The 13,561-nt window shown below is 73.7% G+C and carries 16 protein-coding genes; 9 read left to right on the top strand and 7 right to left on the bottom strand.

Features of this window, described 5'->3' with window-relative positions:
• The first annotated feature begins 44 nt into the window (after window positions 1–44).
• From FB558_RS23890 to FB558_RS23880, 3 genes are read left to right on the top strand one after another with little or no spacing between them, the layout of a single operon-like run.
• Window positions 45–689: a dihydrofolate reductase family protein gene (locus FB558_RS23890; protein WP_142057044.1), complete on the top strand. Its 645-nt coding sequence runs from the start codon at window positions 45–47 to the stop codon at window positions 687–689.
• Between the two features lie 34 nt (window positions 690–723).
• Window positions 724–1,521: a thymidylate synthase gene (locus FB558_RS23885; protein WP_142057042.1), complete on the top strand. Its 798-nt coding sequence runs from the start codon at window positions 724–726 to the stop codon at window positions 1,519–1,521.
• Window positions 1,518–1,991: a dihydrofolate reductase gene (locus FB558_RS23880; RefSeq protein ID WP_142057040.1), complete on the top strand. Its 474-nt coding sequence runs from the start codon at window positions 1,518–1,520 to the stop codon at window positions 1,989–1,991. The genes FB558_RS23885 and FB558_RS23880 overlap by 4 nt, the downstream gene beginning before the upstream one ends.
• Here FB558_RS23880 and FB558_RS23875 read toward each other — a convergent pair.
• Window positions 1,967–2,572: a TOPRIM nucleotidyl transferase/hydrolase domain-containing protein gene (locus tag FB558_RS23875; protein WP_142057038.1), complete on the bottom strand. Its 606-nt coding sequence runs from the start codon at window positions 2,570–2,572 to the stop codon at window positions 1,967–1,969. The two genes, FB558_RS23880 and FB558_RS23875, sit on opposite strands and share 25 nt — an antisense overlap.
• Before the next feature lie 67 nt (window positions 2,573–2,639).
• On the opposite strand from FB558_RS23875, the gene FB558_RS23870 reads away from it, so the two are divergent.
• Window positions 2,640–3,665 (top strand): aldo/keto reductase, encoded by a 1,026-nt coding sequence (locus FB558_RS23870; RefSeq protein ID WP_142057036.1) that lies wholly within the window; start codon window positions 2,640–2,642, stop codon window positions 3,663–3,665.
• Between the two features lie 43 nt (window positions 3,666–3,708).
• On the opposite strand, the gene nhaA is transcribed toward FB558_RS23870, so the two are convergent.
• The 5 genes from nhaA to FB558_RS23845 form a co-directional block, all read right to left on the bottom strand.
• A complete protein-coding gene (nhaA, locus tag FB558_RS23865; protein ID WP_142058989.1) occupies window positions 3,709–4,956 on the bottom strand; it encodes a Na+/H+ antiporter NhaA in 1,248 nt (415 codons plus the stop codon).
• A 1,160-nt stretch (window positions 4,957–6,116) separates the two neighbouring features.
• The gene (locus tag FB558_RS23860; protein WP_142057034.1) at window positions 6,117–6,455 is read right to left on the bottom strand and encodes a hypothetical protein; all 339 of its coding nucleotides are present in this window, start codon (window positions 6,453–6,455) and stop codon (window positions 6,117–6,119) included.
• Window positions 6,456–6,544: 89 nt separating this feature from the next.
• Window positions 6,545–8,209 (bottom strand): CocE/NonD family hydrolase, encoded by a 1,665-nt coding sequence (locus FB558_RS23855; RefSeq protein ID WP_142057032.1) that lies wholly within the window; start codon window positions 8,207–8,209, stop codon window positions 6,545–6,547.
• Between the two features lie 101 nt (window positions 8,210–8,310).
• On the bottom strand, window positions 8,311–8,913 hold the full coding sequence (locus FB558_RS23850) for a nucleotidyltransferase domain-containing protein (protein ID WP_142057030.1): 603 nt from the start codon (window positions 8,911–8,913) through the stop codon (window positions 8,311–8,313).
• 194 nt (window positions 8,914–9,107) lie between these two features.
• Window positions 9,108–10,124 carry an AraC family transcriptional regulator gene (locus FB558_RS23845; RefSeq protein ID WP_142057028.1) on the bottom strand — a complete coding sequence of 339 codons (1,017 nt, stop codon included), beginning with the start codon at window positions 10,122–10,124 and terminating at the stop codon, window positions 9,108–9,110.
• A 75-nt stretch (window positions 10,125–10,199) separates the two neighbouring features.
• Between FB558_RS23845 and FB558_RS23840 the strand changes: the two genes are divergently transcribed.
• The gene (locus FB558_RS23840) at window positions 10,200–10,847 is read left to right on the top strand and encodes a maleylpyruvate isomerase N-terminal domain-containing protein (protein ID WP_142057026.1); all 648 of its coding nucleotides are present in this window, start codon (window positions 10,200–10,202) and stop codon (window positions 10,845–10,847) included.
• 9 nt (window positions 10,848–10,856) lie between these two features.
• Here FB558_RS23840 and FB558_RS23835 read toward each other — a convergent pair whose 3' ends face one another.
• A complete protein-coding gene (locus FB558_RS23835) occupies window positions 10,857–11,480 on the bottom strand; it encodes a TetR/AcrR family transcriptional regulator (RefSeq protein ID WP_142057024.1) in 624 nt (207 codons plus the stop codon).
• A 45-nt stretch (window positions 11,481–11,525) separates the two neighbouring features.
• Between FB558_RS23835 and FB558_RS45265 the strand changes: the two genes are divergently transcribed.
• From FB558_RS45265 to FB558_RS23815, 4 genes are read left to right on the top strand one after another with little or no spacing between them, the layout of a single operon-like run.
• Window positions 11,526–11,654 carry a hypothetical protein gene (locus FB558_RS45265; RefSeq protein WP_281288672.1) on the top strand — a complete coding sequence of 43 codons (129 nt, stop codon included), beginning with the start codon at window positions 11,526–11,528 and terminating at the stop codon, window positions 11,652–11,654.
• Window positions 11,654–12,136, top strand: coding sequence for a pyridoxamine 5'-phosphate oxidase family protein (locus FB558_RS23825; RefSeq protein ID WP_211366800.1), 483 nt, complete (start codon window positions 11,654–11,656; stop codon window positions 12,134–12,136). Before FB558_RS45265 ends, FB558_RS23825 begins: the two co-directional genes overlap by 1 nt.
• Window positions 12,133–12,804: a DsbA family oxidoreductase gene (locus tag FB558_RS23820; protein WP_142057022.1), complete on the top strand. Its 672-nt coding sequence runs from the start codon at window positions 12,133–12,135 to the stop codon at window positions 12,802–12,804. The genes FB558_RS23825 and FB558_RS23820 overlap by 4 nt, the downstream gene beginning before the upstream one ends.
• Window positions 12,801–13,478 carry an MBL fold metallo-hydrolase gene (locus FB558_RS23815; protein ID WP_142057020.1) on the top strand — a complete coding sequence of 226 codons (678 nt, stop codon included), beginning with the start codon at window positions 12,801–12,803 and terminating at the stop codon, window positions 13,476–13,478. The genes FB558_RS23820 and FB558_RS23815 overlap by 4 nt, the downstream gene beginning before the upstream one ends.
• The last annotated feature ends 83 nt before the right edge of the window (window positions 13,479–13,561 follow it).

Raw genomic sequence — 13,561 nt, 5'->3', positions numbered from 1 at the left:
TGTCGGGACGATGCCGTCATCCCCACGAGCGCAGGAGGAACCGCGTGAGCCAGCTGTTGAAGGTCCAGAACTTCACCGTGTCGCGTGACGGGTTCGGTGCCGGTGAGCACCAGAGCCTCGAGAGGCCGTTCGGGCACGCCGACCCCGGGAAGCTGATCGCGTGGGCCGGCGCCACGGCGAGCTGGCCCAACCGCACCGAGCCCGGCGGGAGCCGCGGTCTCGACGACTACTTCACGCGGGACTTCGCCCACAACATCGGCGCCGAGATCATGGGCCGCAACAAGTTCGGCCCGCAGCGCGGCCCCTGGCGCGACCACGACTGGCGCGGCTGGTGGGGTGACCGGCCCCCGTTCCACACCCCGGTGTTCGTGCTGACCCACCACGAGCGTCCGTCGTTCACCCTGTCCGACACCACGTTCCACTTCGTCGGCGGTGATCCGGCCACGGTCCTCGAGCGGGCGCGGGAGGCCGCGCAGGGTGCGGACGTCCGGCTCGGCGGCGGCGCCACCACCATCCGGGAGTTCCTCGACGCCGACCTCGTCGACACCCTGCACGTGGCGGTCTCACCGGTGGAGCTGGGCTCCGGCGTGCGCCTCTGGGAGTCGCCCGACGAGCTGCGTGACCGGTTCCACCTCGAGGTCGTGCCCAGCCCGAGCGGCGTGACCCACCACCTGTTCTGGCGGAGGTGACGGGCGGATCCCGCGCTCGCTTAGGCTCGCGGGCATGCCGGACACGCAGTACGAAGACCTGCTCCGCCACGTGCTCGACACGGGCGCCCGCAAGGGGGACCGCACCGGCACCGGCACGCGCTCGATCTTCGGTCACCAGCTGCGCTACCGGCTGTCCGACGGGTTCCCGCTGATCACGACGAAGAAGGTCCACTTCCGCTCGGTGGCGTACGAGCTGCTGTGGTTCCTGCGCGGCGACGCGAACGTCACGTGGCTGCGGGAGCACGGCGTGACGATCTGGGACGAGTGGGCGGCACCGGACGGCGACCTCGGGCCGGTCTACGGGGTGCAGTGGCGGTCGTGGCCGACCCCGGACGGCGGGCACGTCGACCAGATCGGCGAGGTGCTGCGCGCGCTGCGCGAGGACCCCGACTCCCGGCGGATCATCGTCTCCGCGTGGAACGTGGCCGACATCCCGCGGATGGCGCTCCCGCCGTGCCACGCCTTCTTCCAGTTCTACGTCGCCGACGGCACGCTCTCCTGCCAGCTCTACCAGCGCAGCGCGGACCTGTTCCTCGGCGTGCCGTTCAACATCGCCAGCTACGCCCTGCTCACGCACATGATCGCCGCGCAGGTGGGCCTGGACGTCGGTGACTTCGTCTGGACCGGAGGCGACTGCCACGTCTACGACAACCACGAGGAGCAGGTCCGCACGCAGCTCGCACGGGAGGCGCGCCCGTTCCCCACGGTGAACCTCGAGCCGGCGGACAGCCTGTTCGACTACACCTTCGAGCACATCGTGCTCGACGGATACGACCCGCACCCCGCCATCAAGGCACCGGTGGCGGTGTGATCGGCGTCGAGTGGGCGCAGTCGGCGAACGGCGTCATCGGCCGCGACGGCGCGCTGCCCTGGCACCTGCCCGAGGACATGAAGCACTTCCGCACCCTGACCGCGGGTGCGACCGTGCTCATGGGCCGTCGCACCTGGGAGTCGCTCCCGCCGCGGTTCCGGCCGCTACCGGGCAGGCGCAACCTCGTCCTCTCGCGCACCCCGCAGCCGGGCGCGGAGGAGGAGGGCGCCGAGGTCTTCCCCGACCTGCGGCAGGCGCTCGCCGCGGTGTCCGGGGACGTCTGGGTGATGGGCGGCGCGGCGGTGTACCGGGCGGCGCTGCCGCTCGCGGACCGCATCGTCGTCACCGAGATCCGGGAGCACTTCGACGGCGACACCCACGCCCCCGAGGTCGGGCGCCCACCGGACTCGGTGGGGGAGTGGCAGGAGTCGACGACCGGGCTGCACTACCGGTTCCTGACCTGGGGCTGAGGGGCAACCGCCGCTCCGGGCGACAGGTGGGTCAGCAGCATGTCCAGCGGGCGCGGCACGCGATCGAGATCGAGCGCCGCGACGAGCGCGGCCGAGTAGCGGATCTTGCGACCGCTGCCCGAGCCCATGAACCGGCGCAGCTGGTCGTGGGTGTCGTTCCCGCGCCACGCGGGCTGCTTCTGCAGCGTGCGGAACGAGCCGAGCTCGCCATGGGCAGCGACGACCCGCTCGACCGCGTCGGTGCCGAGTACCCGGATCAGCTCGTCCTCCAGGTCGGCGACGCACACGAAGAACCCGAGCGCCTCCAGGTCGTCGCGGTCGAGGTCGGTGCCGAGACCGGCGCGTTCGAGTCCCCTCCGGAACCCGCGCTCCTCCCCGGCGTCGCACAGACCGGCCAGCCGGAGACCGCGACCGGACGGGCCGAACCGGCGCAGGTGGGCCCCGATGTTCGTGGCACCGCCCATGGCCACGAGGGCGATGCCTTCGGCCGCGAGGTCCCGGCCACGGCGCCTCGCCAGGGCGGCGACGGCCGACTCGTCACTGGCCCCCTCGACCAGGACCACGGTCCGCGTGTCGGTCACGGGTCCACCCTCGCACCGAACCCGGAGCGGTTCGACCCCGTTCCCGGGGAGGCGGCAGGATGGGCGCATGGAACATCGCACGCTCGGCGGGACCGGAACGATCGTGTCGTCCCAGTGCCTGGGCACCATGACGTTCGGTAACGAGAGCAGCGAGGAGGTGTCGCACGCGCAGCTGGACCGGTTCCTGGAACGGGGCGGCAACTTCGTCGACACCGCCAACGTCTACTCCCGAGGCCTCTCGGAGGAGATCGTCGGACGCTGGCTGAAGAAGCGTCCGGAGGCCCGCGACCAGGTCGTCGTCGCGACGAAGGCGCGCTTCGCGATGGGTGCCGGGGTCAACGACGTCGGACTGAGCCGCGTGGCGCTCTCCCGTGCGCTCGACGCGAGCCTCCGGCGGCTCCAGGTCGACTCGGTCGATCTCTACCAGGCGCACGCGTGGGACGGGTTGACCCCGCCGGAGGAGACGCTCCGCTTCCTCGACGACGCCGTGCGGGCCGGCAAGATCCGCTACGTCGGCGTGAGCAACTTCCTGGGCTGGCAGCTGCAGAAGGCCGCGATGCTCACCGGGTTCCTCGGCCTGGCGCCGATCGTCACCCTGCAGCCGCAGTACAACCTGCTGGTCCGCGAGATCGAGTTCGAGCTGACCGACGTCTGCGAGAACGAGAACATCGGAATCCTGCCGTGGTCGCCGCTGGCCGGGGGCTGGCTGACCGGCAAGTACCGCCGGGACGAGGTCCCCACGGGGGCCAGCCGGCTCGGCGACGACCCCGAGCGGGGCATGGAGGCCTACACGCCGCGCAACGCGCAGGAGCGCACCTGGCAGGTGATCGATGCGGTGGCCAAGGTCGCCGAGTCGCGCGGGGTGTCGATGGCGCAGGTGGCACTGGCCTGGACCGCGGACCGGCCCGGGGTGACGTCGGTGATCCTCGGTGCCCGCACCGTCGAGCAGCTCGACGACAACCTGGCCGCGTCGGACCTGCACCTGTCCGAGGAGGAGACGCAGCTGCTGGACGAGGCCAGCGAACCGATCGTCGGCGCCTACCCGTACGGGCAGCAGGGGCGGCAGCAACGCGCCAAGGGCCGCGAGCTCTGAGCGTTCCCGGCCGGGGCCCGGGGTCGTCCTCGGGAGCGCCGCCCTACCGGCGCTCCTGCTCCTCGTAGACGTCGGGGATGCCGTCCGCATCGGTGTCGCGCTCCTCCTCGGCGCAGATGCGGCGGTAGTGCCGGTTGCGGCTGCGCAGCACGACGGTCGCCAGCAGCGCGGCGAGCAGGGACCCGGTCAGGACACCGATCTTGACGTGCTCGTCGCGCTCGCTGCCTGCACCGAAGGCGAGCTCGCCGATCAGCAGGGACACGGTGAACCCGATGCCGGCGAGCAGGGCCAGCCCGAGGACGTCCCACCAGCTCAGCCCCTCGGCCAGCCGGGCACGGGTGAACCGCTGCACGAGCCAGGTGGCGCCGAACACGCCGATGGCCTTGCCCGCGACGAGCCCGGTGACGATGCCGAGCACCACCGGGTCGGAGATCGTGGTGCCCAGACCGCCTGCTCCGGACAGCGACACACCGGCCGCGAAGAAGGCGAAGACCGGCACGGCGACGCCGGCCGACAGCGGCCGGAAGACGTGCTCGAAGTGCTCGGCCAGGCCAGGCCCGGGGCCGGGCTTGCGCCGGATGACCGGCACGGCGAAGCCGAGCAGCACCCCGGCGACGGTGGCGTGCACCCCGGACTCGTGCACGAGCACCCAAGTGGCGACCGCCAGCGGCAGCAGCAGCCACCAGGACCGGACGCGCCGCTGCACCAGCAGCGCGAACAGCCCGAGCGGGACCAGCGCGAGCAGCAGCGGCACCGGCGCGAGCGAGTCGGTGTAGAACAGCGCGATGATCGCGATGGCCAGGAGGTCGTCGACGACGGCCAGGGTCAGCAGGAACGTGCGCAGCGCCGCCGGCAGGTGGGTGTTGATGATCGCGAGGACGGCGAGGGCGAACGCGATGTCGGTGGCGGTGGGGATCGCCCACCCCGACAGCGCGCCCCCCGGCGCCGACGCGTTGAACGCAATGTAGATCACCGCGGGGACCACCATCCCGCCGACGGCGGCCGCGACCGGCAGCGCCGCCTTCGCCGGGTCGCGCAGGTCCCCGGCGACGAACTCGCGCTTCAGCTCGAGCCCCGCCACGAAGAAGAAGATCGCCAGCAGGCCGTCGGCGGCCCACTGGGCGAGGGTGAGGTCCAGGTGCAGCGCGGCCGGCCCGAGGCGCAGCTCGCTCAGCGCCCGGTATCCGTCGCCCCACGGCGAGTTCGCCCAGGCGAGCGCGACCGCGGCAGCGATCACCAGCAGGACCCCACCGACCGTCTCGGCCCGGAGGATGTCGCTGATGCGCCGCATCTCGGGCCAGCTACGGCGGTCCAGCAGCGAACGGATGCGGGGTGGGCTCACGGTGGCTCCTCGGGAGGGGTCGGCAGCAGACCGCCGACCAGACTTCCCGGCACACCGGAACTGACACTATCGCGCGGTGGCCGCGCCGACGTTCACCGGGTCGTGCAGCGGCCGGTCCTCCGGCGCCCGAGCCCACGCCCCCCGTCTGCGCCCGCGCACCCCGTCGACGGGTCGCGCGCGACGAATCAGGGGGCGCGCCCGGACACGGGGGGCGTGAGCCCACCCGACCAGGCGCCGTGGTGGCGCCCCGTGCGGCGGGTTGGCGTGGGCGCGCCGTTCCCGGCTCGAGACCGCTGCCCCGCCCCCGTTCCAGGCATCACTTGCAGTCACCCGGCGCCCGGCCCACCCCCGGGTGGCGAGGGTGGCCGGGTGGGCACAACTACCGAGTGACGTGGTCGCCCTGACGGCCGTCCCCGACATGGCCCCGGCCGGTCCACGACGAGCCCGTCCCCGCCGGGTGCGGCTCCACCGGCTGTGGTGCCGTTCCCGAACCCCTTCGACACGGTCCTGCCCGACACCAGCAGATCACCCGGGCGCCCCGACCTCATGATCAGCAAGTCGGCGCGTTCGCGTGTTGAAAACGCCCGATAACGCGCCGACACCTCGATCATGACCGGGCGCAACGGGACCACCGCCAGGTGCGCACCCACCCAGCAGCGACGGACTCGTCCCGAACAGGCCTGGGCCATGCCGGGAACGGCCGCCCGGCCGGCCACGATATTCGGTAGTTGAGCCAACCAGGCCACCTCGCCGACGGGCAGGGACCGGGGAAGGCGGCGACTGCGGCGAAGACCCCGACGGGGCGGGAGGCGGTGGTCTCGAGTCGGGAACGGCGCGCCCACAGGGAGATCCCCTGACCACGTCGACACCATGGGTCTGAACACGCGGCCGAAGACCCATGACGTCGACCGCGTCGTGCACGGGCGCGTTCCGCGGAACGCGCGAACGGCCATGATCAGTGGAAGTGGTGTGAGGGCGACAGATCTGTCGCCCTCACACCACTTCTGGCGATCACCCGGCGAGAAGACCGGAAGGCGCGCCGGAGCAAGGACGGTGCTGCCTGTGCCGTCCCTGCTCCGATCCGCACCCGCCGGCTGATGTGCTCCCGGTCAGCCCGGGGCACCCTCCTGGGCCGCTCGCAGCGCGACCGGCGCGCCCGCCAGGTCCTCGTCGTTGCAGAGCAGCTTCACCTCGTAGTAGGGGGAGCCGTCGGCGTCGTCGTAGTCCAGGTGGATGGCGATGACGTCGACCGGCTCACCGAGCCACGACTCGACGCGGCGCAACCAGTCGGCGGCGCGTTCCAGCGCCGTCGGCAGGTCGTCGTCGCGGAACTGGACCGGCCGGAACGGCACGTCCTGGATCTGGTCCTGCAGATGGGCGGGGCGGGGCAGTTCGGCAGCCAGCCCGGCCTCGTCGAGTCGCAGGTCCACTCCCGTGTTCTCACTCACGTCCCCGAGTTTCCGCGATCGCAACCGGGTCAAACAAGCGCAACACCGCGCCGGGCCGGATTCCGGGACCAGCGGTTCGGTGAGCGGCCTCAGCGCAGGACGGGCAGGACCAGGTGCGACGGGTGCTCGGCGTCGTGGAACACCTCGAACCGGCAGGTGCGCCCGTCGGTCGCGGTCCCCAGCGGTTCACCCGTGCCGAGGTTGCGCGCGTAGCGGGGGAAGGCGCCGCCGCTCACCTGGACCCGCAGCCGGTGCCCGGCCGCGACGCGGTACGCCGTGGGGAACAGCTCGACGTCGACGGTGAGGACGCCGTCGTCGCCGACGGTGACGTCCGGTGCGGGGACCGTCCGCGGGTCGAGCCGGCGGATGCCGTCGACCACGTTGCGCGACACCCCGTCCGGATCGACGTCGCAGAGCCGCACGAACAGGTCGGCGTGCGCGAGCTCGGGGCGGACGTGGACGCGTGCCCGCACGGGTCCGACCACGTCGACGTCGGACGGGAGCGCGGGTCCGGTGAAGACGAGCACGTCGGAGCGCTCCTCGACGACGCGGTTGTCGGCCTGCTTGCCCGGCGGCTTCAGCAGCGGCCCGCCGACCGTGGGCGTCGGGTCGGCCGGGTCGTAGGTGAAGCGGCTGGGCTCGGGGTCGCCGGTCTCGGCCTCCTCGGTGAGCCCGCCGCCCGGCCGGAGGTGGTGGACGACGTCGCGGCTCTGCGGGGGCGGCCAGGAGTCGAACTCCAGCCAGGTGCCGGCTTGCTGCAGGTGCAGCCGCACCGGCGCGCCCTTCGGGGCCGGACCGCCGTGGAGGTGGTGGTCGAGCCAGGCGACGTCGCTGCGGACGAGCTCCCTGAGCTCGCCGGGCTCGCCGTGCAGCCACGGACCGACCGTGATCCGCGCCGGCACGCCCGCGGCCCGAAGGGCCTGGTAGTCGGTCAGCTGCCCGGCCGCGAAGAGGTCCCACCAGCCGGTCACCATGTTCACCGGGGGCATCCGCGTGAGGTCGGCGCCGTCGTGGTCGGCGACCGACCAGAAGTCGTCGCCGGGCTCGGCGTGCGTGACGAAGTCGCGCCAGAACGCGACCGGAGCACCGACGACGGTCGTGTCGGCGGCCTGCAGCGGCAGCCGGCGCAACGCGCGGCGCAGCCCGGCCTCCAGCCGCGGGTTCGGGATCGGTGCGGGAAGGCCGCCCGCCTCCTGCCTGCCGATCTGGCTGGACCACGTCAGCGCGTTGTGCAGCAGGGGAGCGCCGTGGTCGTAGAACGCGGTGGTGATCCTCGCCGCCGTGATGTGCGGCGACACCGATACCAGCGGCGGGTCGACGTAGGGCGCGACGGCCCACTGCGTGTGGCCGAAGTAGCTGCCACCGGTCATCGCGACGCGGCCGTCGCACCACGGCTGCTCCCGCAGCCACGCCACGGTGGCCAGGCCGTCCTCGTGCTCGGTGGTGAAGGGCCGGAAGTGGCCGCCGGACCCGAACGTCCCGCGGGTGGACTGGACGTAGACCTGGAAGCCGCGCCGGGCGTAGGGGGCCGCGAAGGCGTGCGCGACGAACCCGGTGCGGCCGTAGGGCAGCCGGATCAGGAGCACGGGCAGCGGACCGGCGGCGCGCCGCGGGCGGTAGAGGTCGCCGAGCAGCGACACCCCGTCGGGGAGGGGAACGGCGACGTCGCGGTCCACGGTGTACGCGGTCGCGCGCAGCGGGAGACCCAGCAGGGCGTCCGCGAGCAGTCCGCCCGCTCTGGCCAGCAAGCTCATGGTGCGACCTTCCCCGGGGGGCACCCGGTAACGCAATCACCGCCCGGCGCTTCCCGCCCGGTGGGTGCGCGTGCGCCGGTGCGTTCCGTCAGCGGCCGGTGCTACTGCAGCAGGACGAGCCAGGGATGGTCCGGCGTCGTGCCCGCGATCGCCTCCCGCAGCCACGCGCGTTCGGCCGGACCGAGGACCGGGAGGGCGGCGTGCAGGTCGACGACGTCCTTGGGCCGGCACGCCCTCGCCTTGTGGTGCAGCTGCACCTCCGGCGCCAGGAAGGGGATCCCGTCGGCGGACCTGCGGACGAGCTCGCGGACCGGGCGGCGGAGGCGGGGATCGCGTCGCGACACCCAGTCGGGCCCGTCCGACTCGTCGATCATCAGCTGGACGCGCCACGGGGACGCGGCGCCGGGCCGGCACCAGACGTCGTGGACGTGCGCCGGCAGCGGTTCGCCCTGCCTCCACGGCCGCAGCTGCCCGGGCGGGTCCGCGGCCCACAGCTCCCAGCCCGGAAGGGCACCGTGCGCGCCGAGGTGGTCGGACCGCAGGAGCCCGACGTCGATGTCGTCGTGAGGACGGATCGTGCGTCCCGTGGCCAGCTCGATCGCGAACCCGCCCGCGATCCACCACGGCCCCGGGAAGCGTGCGAAGTAGGTGGCGACCTCGCGGACGGTCGCCGGCTCCCACGGTCCCAGGTCTGCGGCCGCCACGAACCCGGATCCTGGTGCAGGAAGCCGACGTGCGTCGAGCAGTCGTCCCGTGTGTCCCGGGCTCGCGTCGCGGATCCGCTCGACCTGGTGCACGGCGGCCAGCAATCATCGAGGCCGGCGACCGGCCCTGCGAGCAGCCGCGCCACGTCGTCCAGATCGTCGGCCACCTCCCGACGCCAGCCGGACGACGGCTCTCAGTAGCGCTCCCGGTGGCCCCGTCGCAGATCCCTGGGGGTGTGACCGCTCCAACGGCGGACCGCACGTGTCAGCGCCGACTGCCCCGTCAGCCCGACCATCGCGGTGACCTGCGAGAAGGGGAGGTCGGTCTCGGTGATGAGCCGGTGGGCGGTGTCGCGGCGGACGTCGTCGAGGAGCGCGTCGAAGGTGGTGGACTCCGCGGCGAGGCGGCGTTGCAGCGTGCGCGGGTGGACGGTGAGCAGGCGGGCGATCGCGCCGAGGTGGACGGGCGCCGAGCCGAGGGAACGGGTCAGCAGCAGCCGGACCTGGTCGCTCGTGGTCTCCTCGGGGCGGGTGAAGCGGTCGGCGAGGTAGTCGAGGGTGATCTCCCGCAGTACCGGGTTCGCGCCGGGCAGCGCCGTGGCGAGCAGCTGGGTCGGCACGCGCAGGAGCGCGCCCGGCTGCGCGAAGCGCACGTCCGCGCCGAAGTGGTCGGTGTAGGCGGCGACGGGCGCGAGCGGCGGGTGCGGCAGGTGGGCGGAGCGCAGCCCGTAGGAGCCGCCGCGCAGCAGCACGATCGCCCGGTGGAACAGGCCGAGCGCGTGGTCGACGGCCTGCGGGGGCATGGGGTCCGGGCCGGCGTTCTCGTAGAGCAGGCCCACGACGCCCGGGGTGCGTTGCGGGTCGCGCACCTGCGCGACCCGGGAGCCGGGGCTGTGGGCGAACAGGAAGCGGGTGGCGCAGTCGAGGGCGTCCCCGAGCGTCGGGGAGTTCTCCACGGCGATCGCCAGCGGGCCGAGCACGCCGATGTCCTGCTGTGCGGCCAGGCGCAGGCCGAGGTCCGGGCAGTCCAGGTCGCGCGCGGCCGTCTCCAGCAGCCGGCCCGCGTGGCGCGAGGGGACCAACGCGTCGTCGTTGTCCAGCGCGTCGACCGGCACCCGTGCGCGCGCGAACAGCCCGTCCGCGTCGCCGCCCAGGCCGTGGACGAGCTGCGGGAGGCCGCGCAGTGCGGCGGCCCTGACCACGGAGCTCATGTGTCGGAAGGTAGGTCGTCGACGCGCGGCGGGGTTGGTGGGCACGCCCGGACCGCTCGCAGGACGATGGGAACCATGGACAGATCGACACCGGAGAGCCTCGACGGCGCGTTCCTCGACGGGGCCGCCGTCGCGGCGGAGCTGCTGCGGCACGCCGCGGTGCGGGACCGCTGGCCGGAGGGCAGCGCCCTGCCCGAGATGTCGGTCGGCGCACTCGCGTGCCACCTCTCGCGCCAGGTCGGGCGCGTCGCGCAGCTGCTCGGCAGGCCCTCGACGCTCCCGGTCCTCGCCTCGGTCGACGAGCACTACGCGCGCGCCGAGTGGGTCACCTCCCGCTCGCCCCACGATCCGGTCAACGACCGCAGCAGCGACGACGCGGAGGCGGAGCTCGGACACGCCCGGATGCTCGAACGGCTCGAGGGGGACACGTCGCGCGCGACCGAGCACCTGCGTTCCGGCACCGCGCAGGACGCGATCGACATCCCGTGGCAGGGCTGGGCCCTGCGCCGGGACCACTTCCTCCACACGCGCCTGCTCGAGATCGTCGTCCACACGACCGACCTCGCCGAGAGCCTGCAGCTGCCCGCCCCCGAGTTCCCGGGCCCGGCGTTCGCGCCGGTCCGCGACCTGCTCGTCCGTCTCGTCGTCCGCCGTCACGGCCAGGCCGCCGTGATCAGCACGTTGACCCGCGCCGAGCGGGCCCGGAACATCAGCGCCTTCTGAGGCCGCCGGTCAGGAGGCGAGCGCGAGCGTCGTGAGCTCCTGCGCGAGCCGGTCGCGGTCGCGGCCCTCGTCGCGCAGCCAGTACCGCACCTGCTCGGCCGCGAGGCCGGCCAGGAGCAGGTCGGCGCGCAGCTCGGCGCCCTCGACGCCGGCCGCGGTGAGGAGCACGACGAGGTGCCGGCGCCACAGGGCGTGCGCCCCGGTGCGCAGGCGCGCGCCCGGGGCACTGCTCTGGGACATCTGGACGAGATCGATCCGCTCGTCGACGTAGCGCAGGTAGGCCCACACGAACGCGCCGAGCCGCTCGGCCGGGGCGGCGCCGGGTCCCAGTGGCGGCGGTCCGCTGAGGAGTCGTTCCTGCAGCTCGCTCTCGTACCGGTCGAGCAGCGCGGCGGCGAGCCCGCCCTTGTCCCGGAACCTGCGGAACAACGTGCCCTTGCCGACGCCCGCCGCGGCCACGACGTCGTCCATCGTCACCGCGTCGACGCCGTGCGCGTCGAACAGCTGCTCCGCGGCGGCGAGGATCCGGGCCCGGTTGCGGGCCGCGTCGGCCCGCTCCGCGACCGCGCCGACGACCGGCAGCTCCCGTCTCGTTGACGAACCGGACTGCGGTCCGTTAGCGTCTTGTCGCATGAACCGGACCATAGTCCGATTCCGGGTCCAGTGCTTGGAGGATCAGTGACCCGCTTGCTGCACGTCACCGAGATCACCGCCATCCGCTTCCACCCGAACCTCGTCACCGCCGACGCGGGGACGGCCCGCTGCGCCGCCCACGCCGCGGCGCGTGACCTCGGCGCGAGGTTCTGATGCTCGAGCTCGACGACGGTCTGCGGCTCGTCCGCGAACACGGCTCGGCCGAGCACTGGCTGGCGGTGCTGGTCACCCGGCACGGCGCCGCCGCCCCCGCGGTGAGCGTGGTCAACGCCGGCGTGCTCGACCACCCGGTGACGGGTGCGCCGACCGTCGCGCTGGTGGCCCGGGGCGGGACCGCCAAGCTGGCCAACCTGCGGCGCACCCCCTCGGCGACGCTGGTGTTCCGCGCCGGCTGGGAGTGGGTTGCGGTCAGCGGACCCGCCGAGCTCGCCGGCCCGGACGACCCGCTCCCGGGTCTGGACCCCGCCGCGCTGCCCCGGCTGCTGCGCGACGTGTACGCCGCCGCGGGCGGTGTGCACGACGACCTGCGCTCCTACGACGCCGTCATGGCCGCGGAGCGGCGCACCGCGGTGCTCGTGACGCCGCGCCGCTTCACCACCAACTCGCCCGGCACCGAACACCTGGAGCACGGATGACGCACACGCCGCCCCCGCCCGGCACGATCCAGGTCTGGTCGGACCTGCTGTGCCCCTTCGCGACCGTCGCCCTGCACCGGCTGCGCGCCGCGCGCGACCGCCTCGGCGTCGACGTCCAGCTCGACCACCACGTCTTCGCGCTCGAGCTGTTCGACGGACCGCACCCGCGGCGCGGCACCGACACCGAGGCGGTGGGTCTCGGGCAGGTCGAACCCGGCGCGGAGCTGCGGGTGTGGACCGCGGCCGACGACCTCTACCCGCACACCGTGCTGCTGGCTGCCGAGGCCGTGCTGGCGGCGAAGGAGCAGGGCCTCGCCGCGTCCGAGGCGCTCGACGGCGGGCTGCGCCGGGCCTTCTGGACGCAGTCGCGCAGCATCAGCCACCGCGCCGTCATCCTCGACGTGGCGGGACGCGCCGGCCTGGATGTGCCGGCGCTGGCGGACGCCCTCGACGACGGTCGGCACCGCCGCCGGCTGTTCGACGACCACGCCGTCGCGGAGACCGACGCCATCGCCGGCAGCCCGACGTTCGTGCTCCCCGACGGCTCCGCGGTGACCAACCCGGGTATCGACGTGCACTGGCAGGGCGAGTGGGCCGTGGGCTTCCCCGTGGTCGACCGGTCCGACCCGGTCGAGGTCGCGGACCTCGTCCGCAGGGCAGCGGCGTGACGGTACGCCTGCGCCGGATCGTCGTCGGTCCGCTCGCCACGAACTGCTGGGTGCTGCACGCCGACGGCGACCGGCGAGCCCTCGTCGTCGATCCCGGGGACGAGCCCGACCGGGTGCGTGCCGCCGTCGCCGGCCTCGACGTCGTCGCGGTCGTGCTCACCCATGCGCACTGGGATCACGTCCTCGGGGCGGGTGCGGTCGGTGCACCCGTGCTCGCCCACGCCGACGACGGGCCGGTGTGGCCGCACGAGCTCGCCACGCTCGACCGGCTCGGGCACTGGGACGCCGGCACCGCCACCGCCGACCTGCGCGCCGCCGGCCACCCCTTGCGGCCCGAGGGGCCGCTGTGGGACGGCCGCGTCGACGACCACCTCGTCGACGGCCAGGTGCTCACCGTGGGACCACTGGCCGTCGACGTCCTGCACACGCCCGGGCACACCCCGGGAGGCGTCTCGCTGCACGTCGAGGGCCACGTGCTCACCGGTGACACGCTCTTCCCCGGCGGCCCGGGGCTCACCGGGTGGCCGCTGTCGGACTTCTCGACGATCATGGGATCGGTCCGGCGGCTGGCCGCGCTCCCCGCGGTCACGGCGGTCCACCCCGGCCACGGGCCATCCACCACGATCGGTGCCGAGCGGCCGCACCTCGACGACTGGGAGGACCGCGGCTGGTGATCCCGGCGGCGAGGCGTGTCGTCGCAAGGTAAATCGTTGTCGCGTCAGGGCAAGTTCGGGGTGGGGGCCCGCCGGATACTCGG

It is taken from the genome of Pseudonocardia kunmingensis (assembly GCF_006716445.1).
Classification (GTDB): domain Bacteria; phylum Actinomycetota; class Actinomycetes; order Mycobacteriales; family Pseudonocardiaceae; genus Pseudonocardia; species Pseudonocardia kunmingensis.
This window is presented reverse-complemented; position numbering and strand designations above follow the sequence as displayed.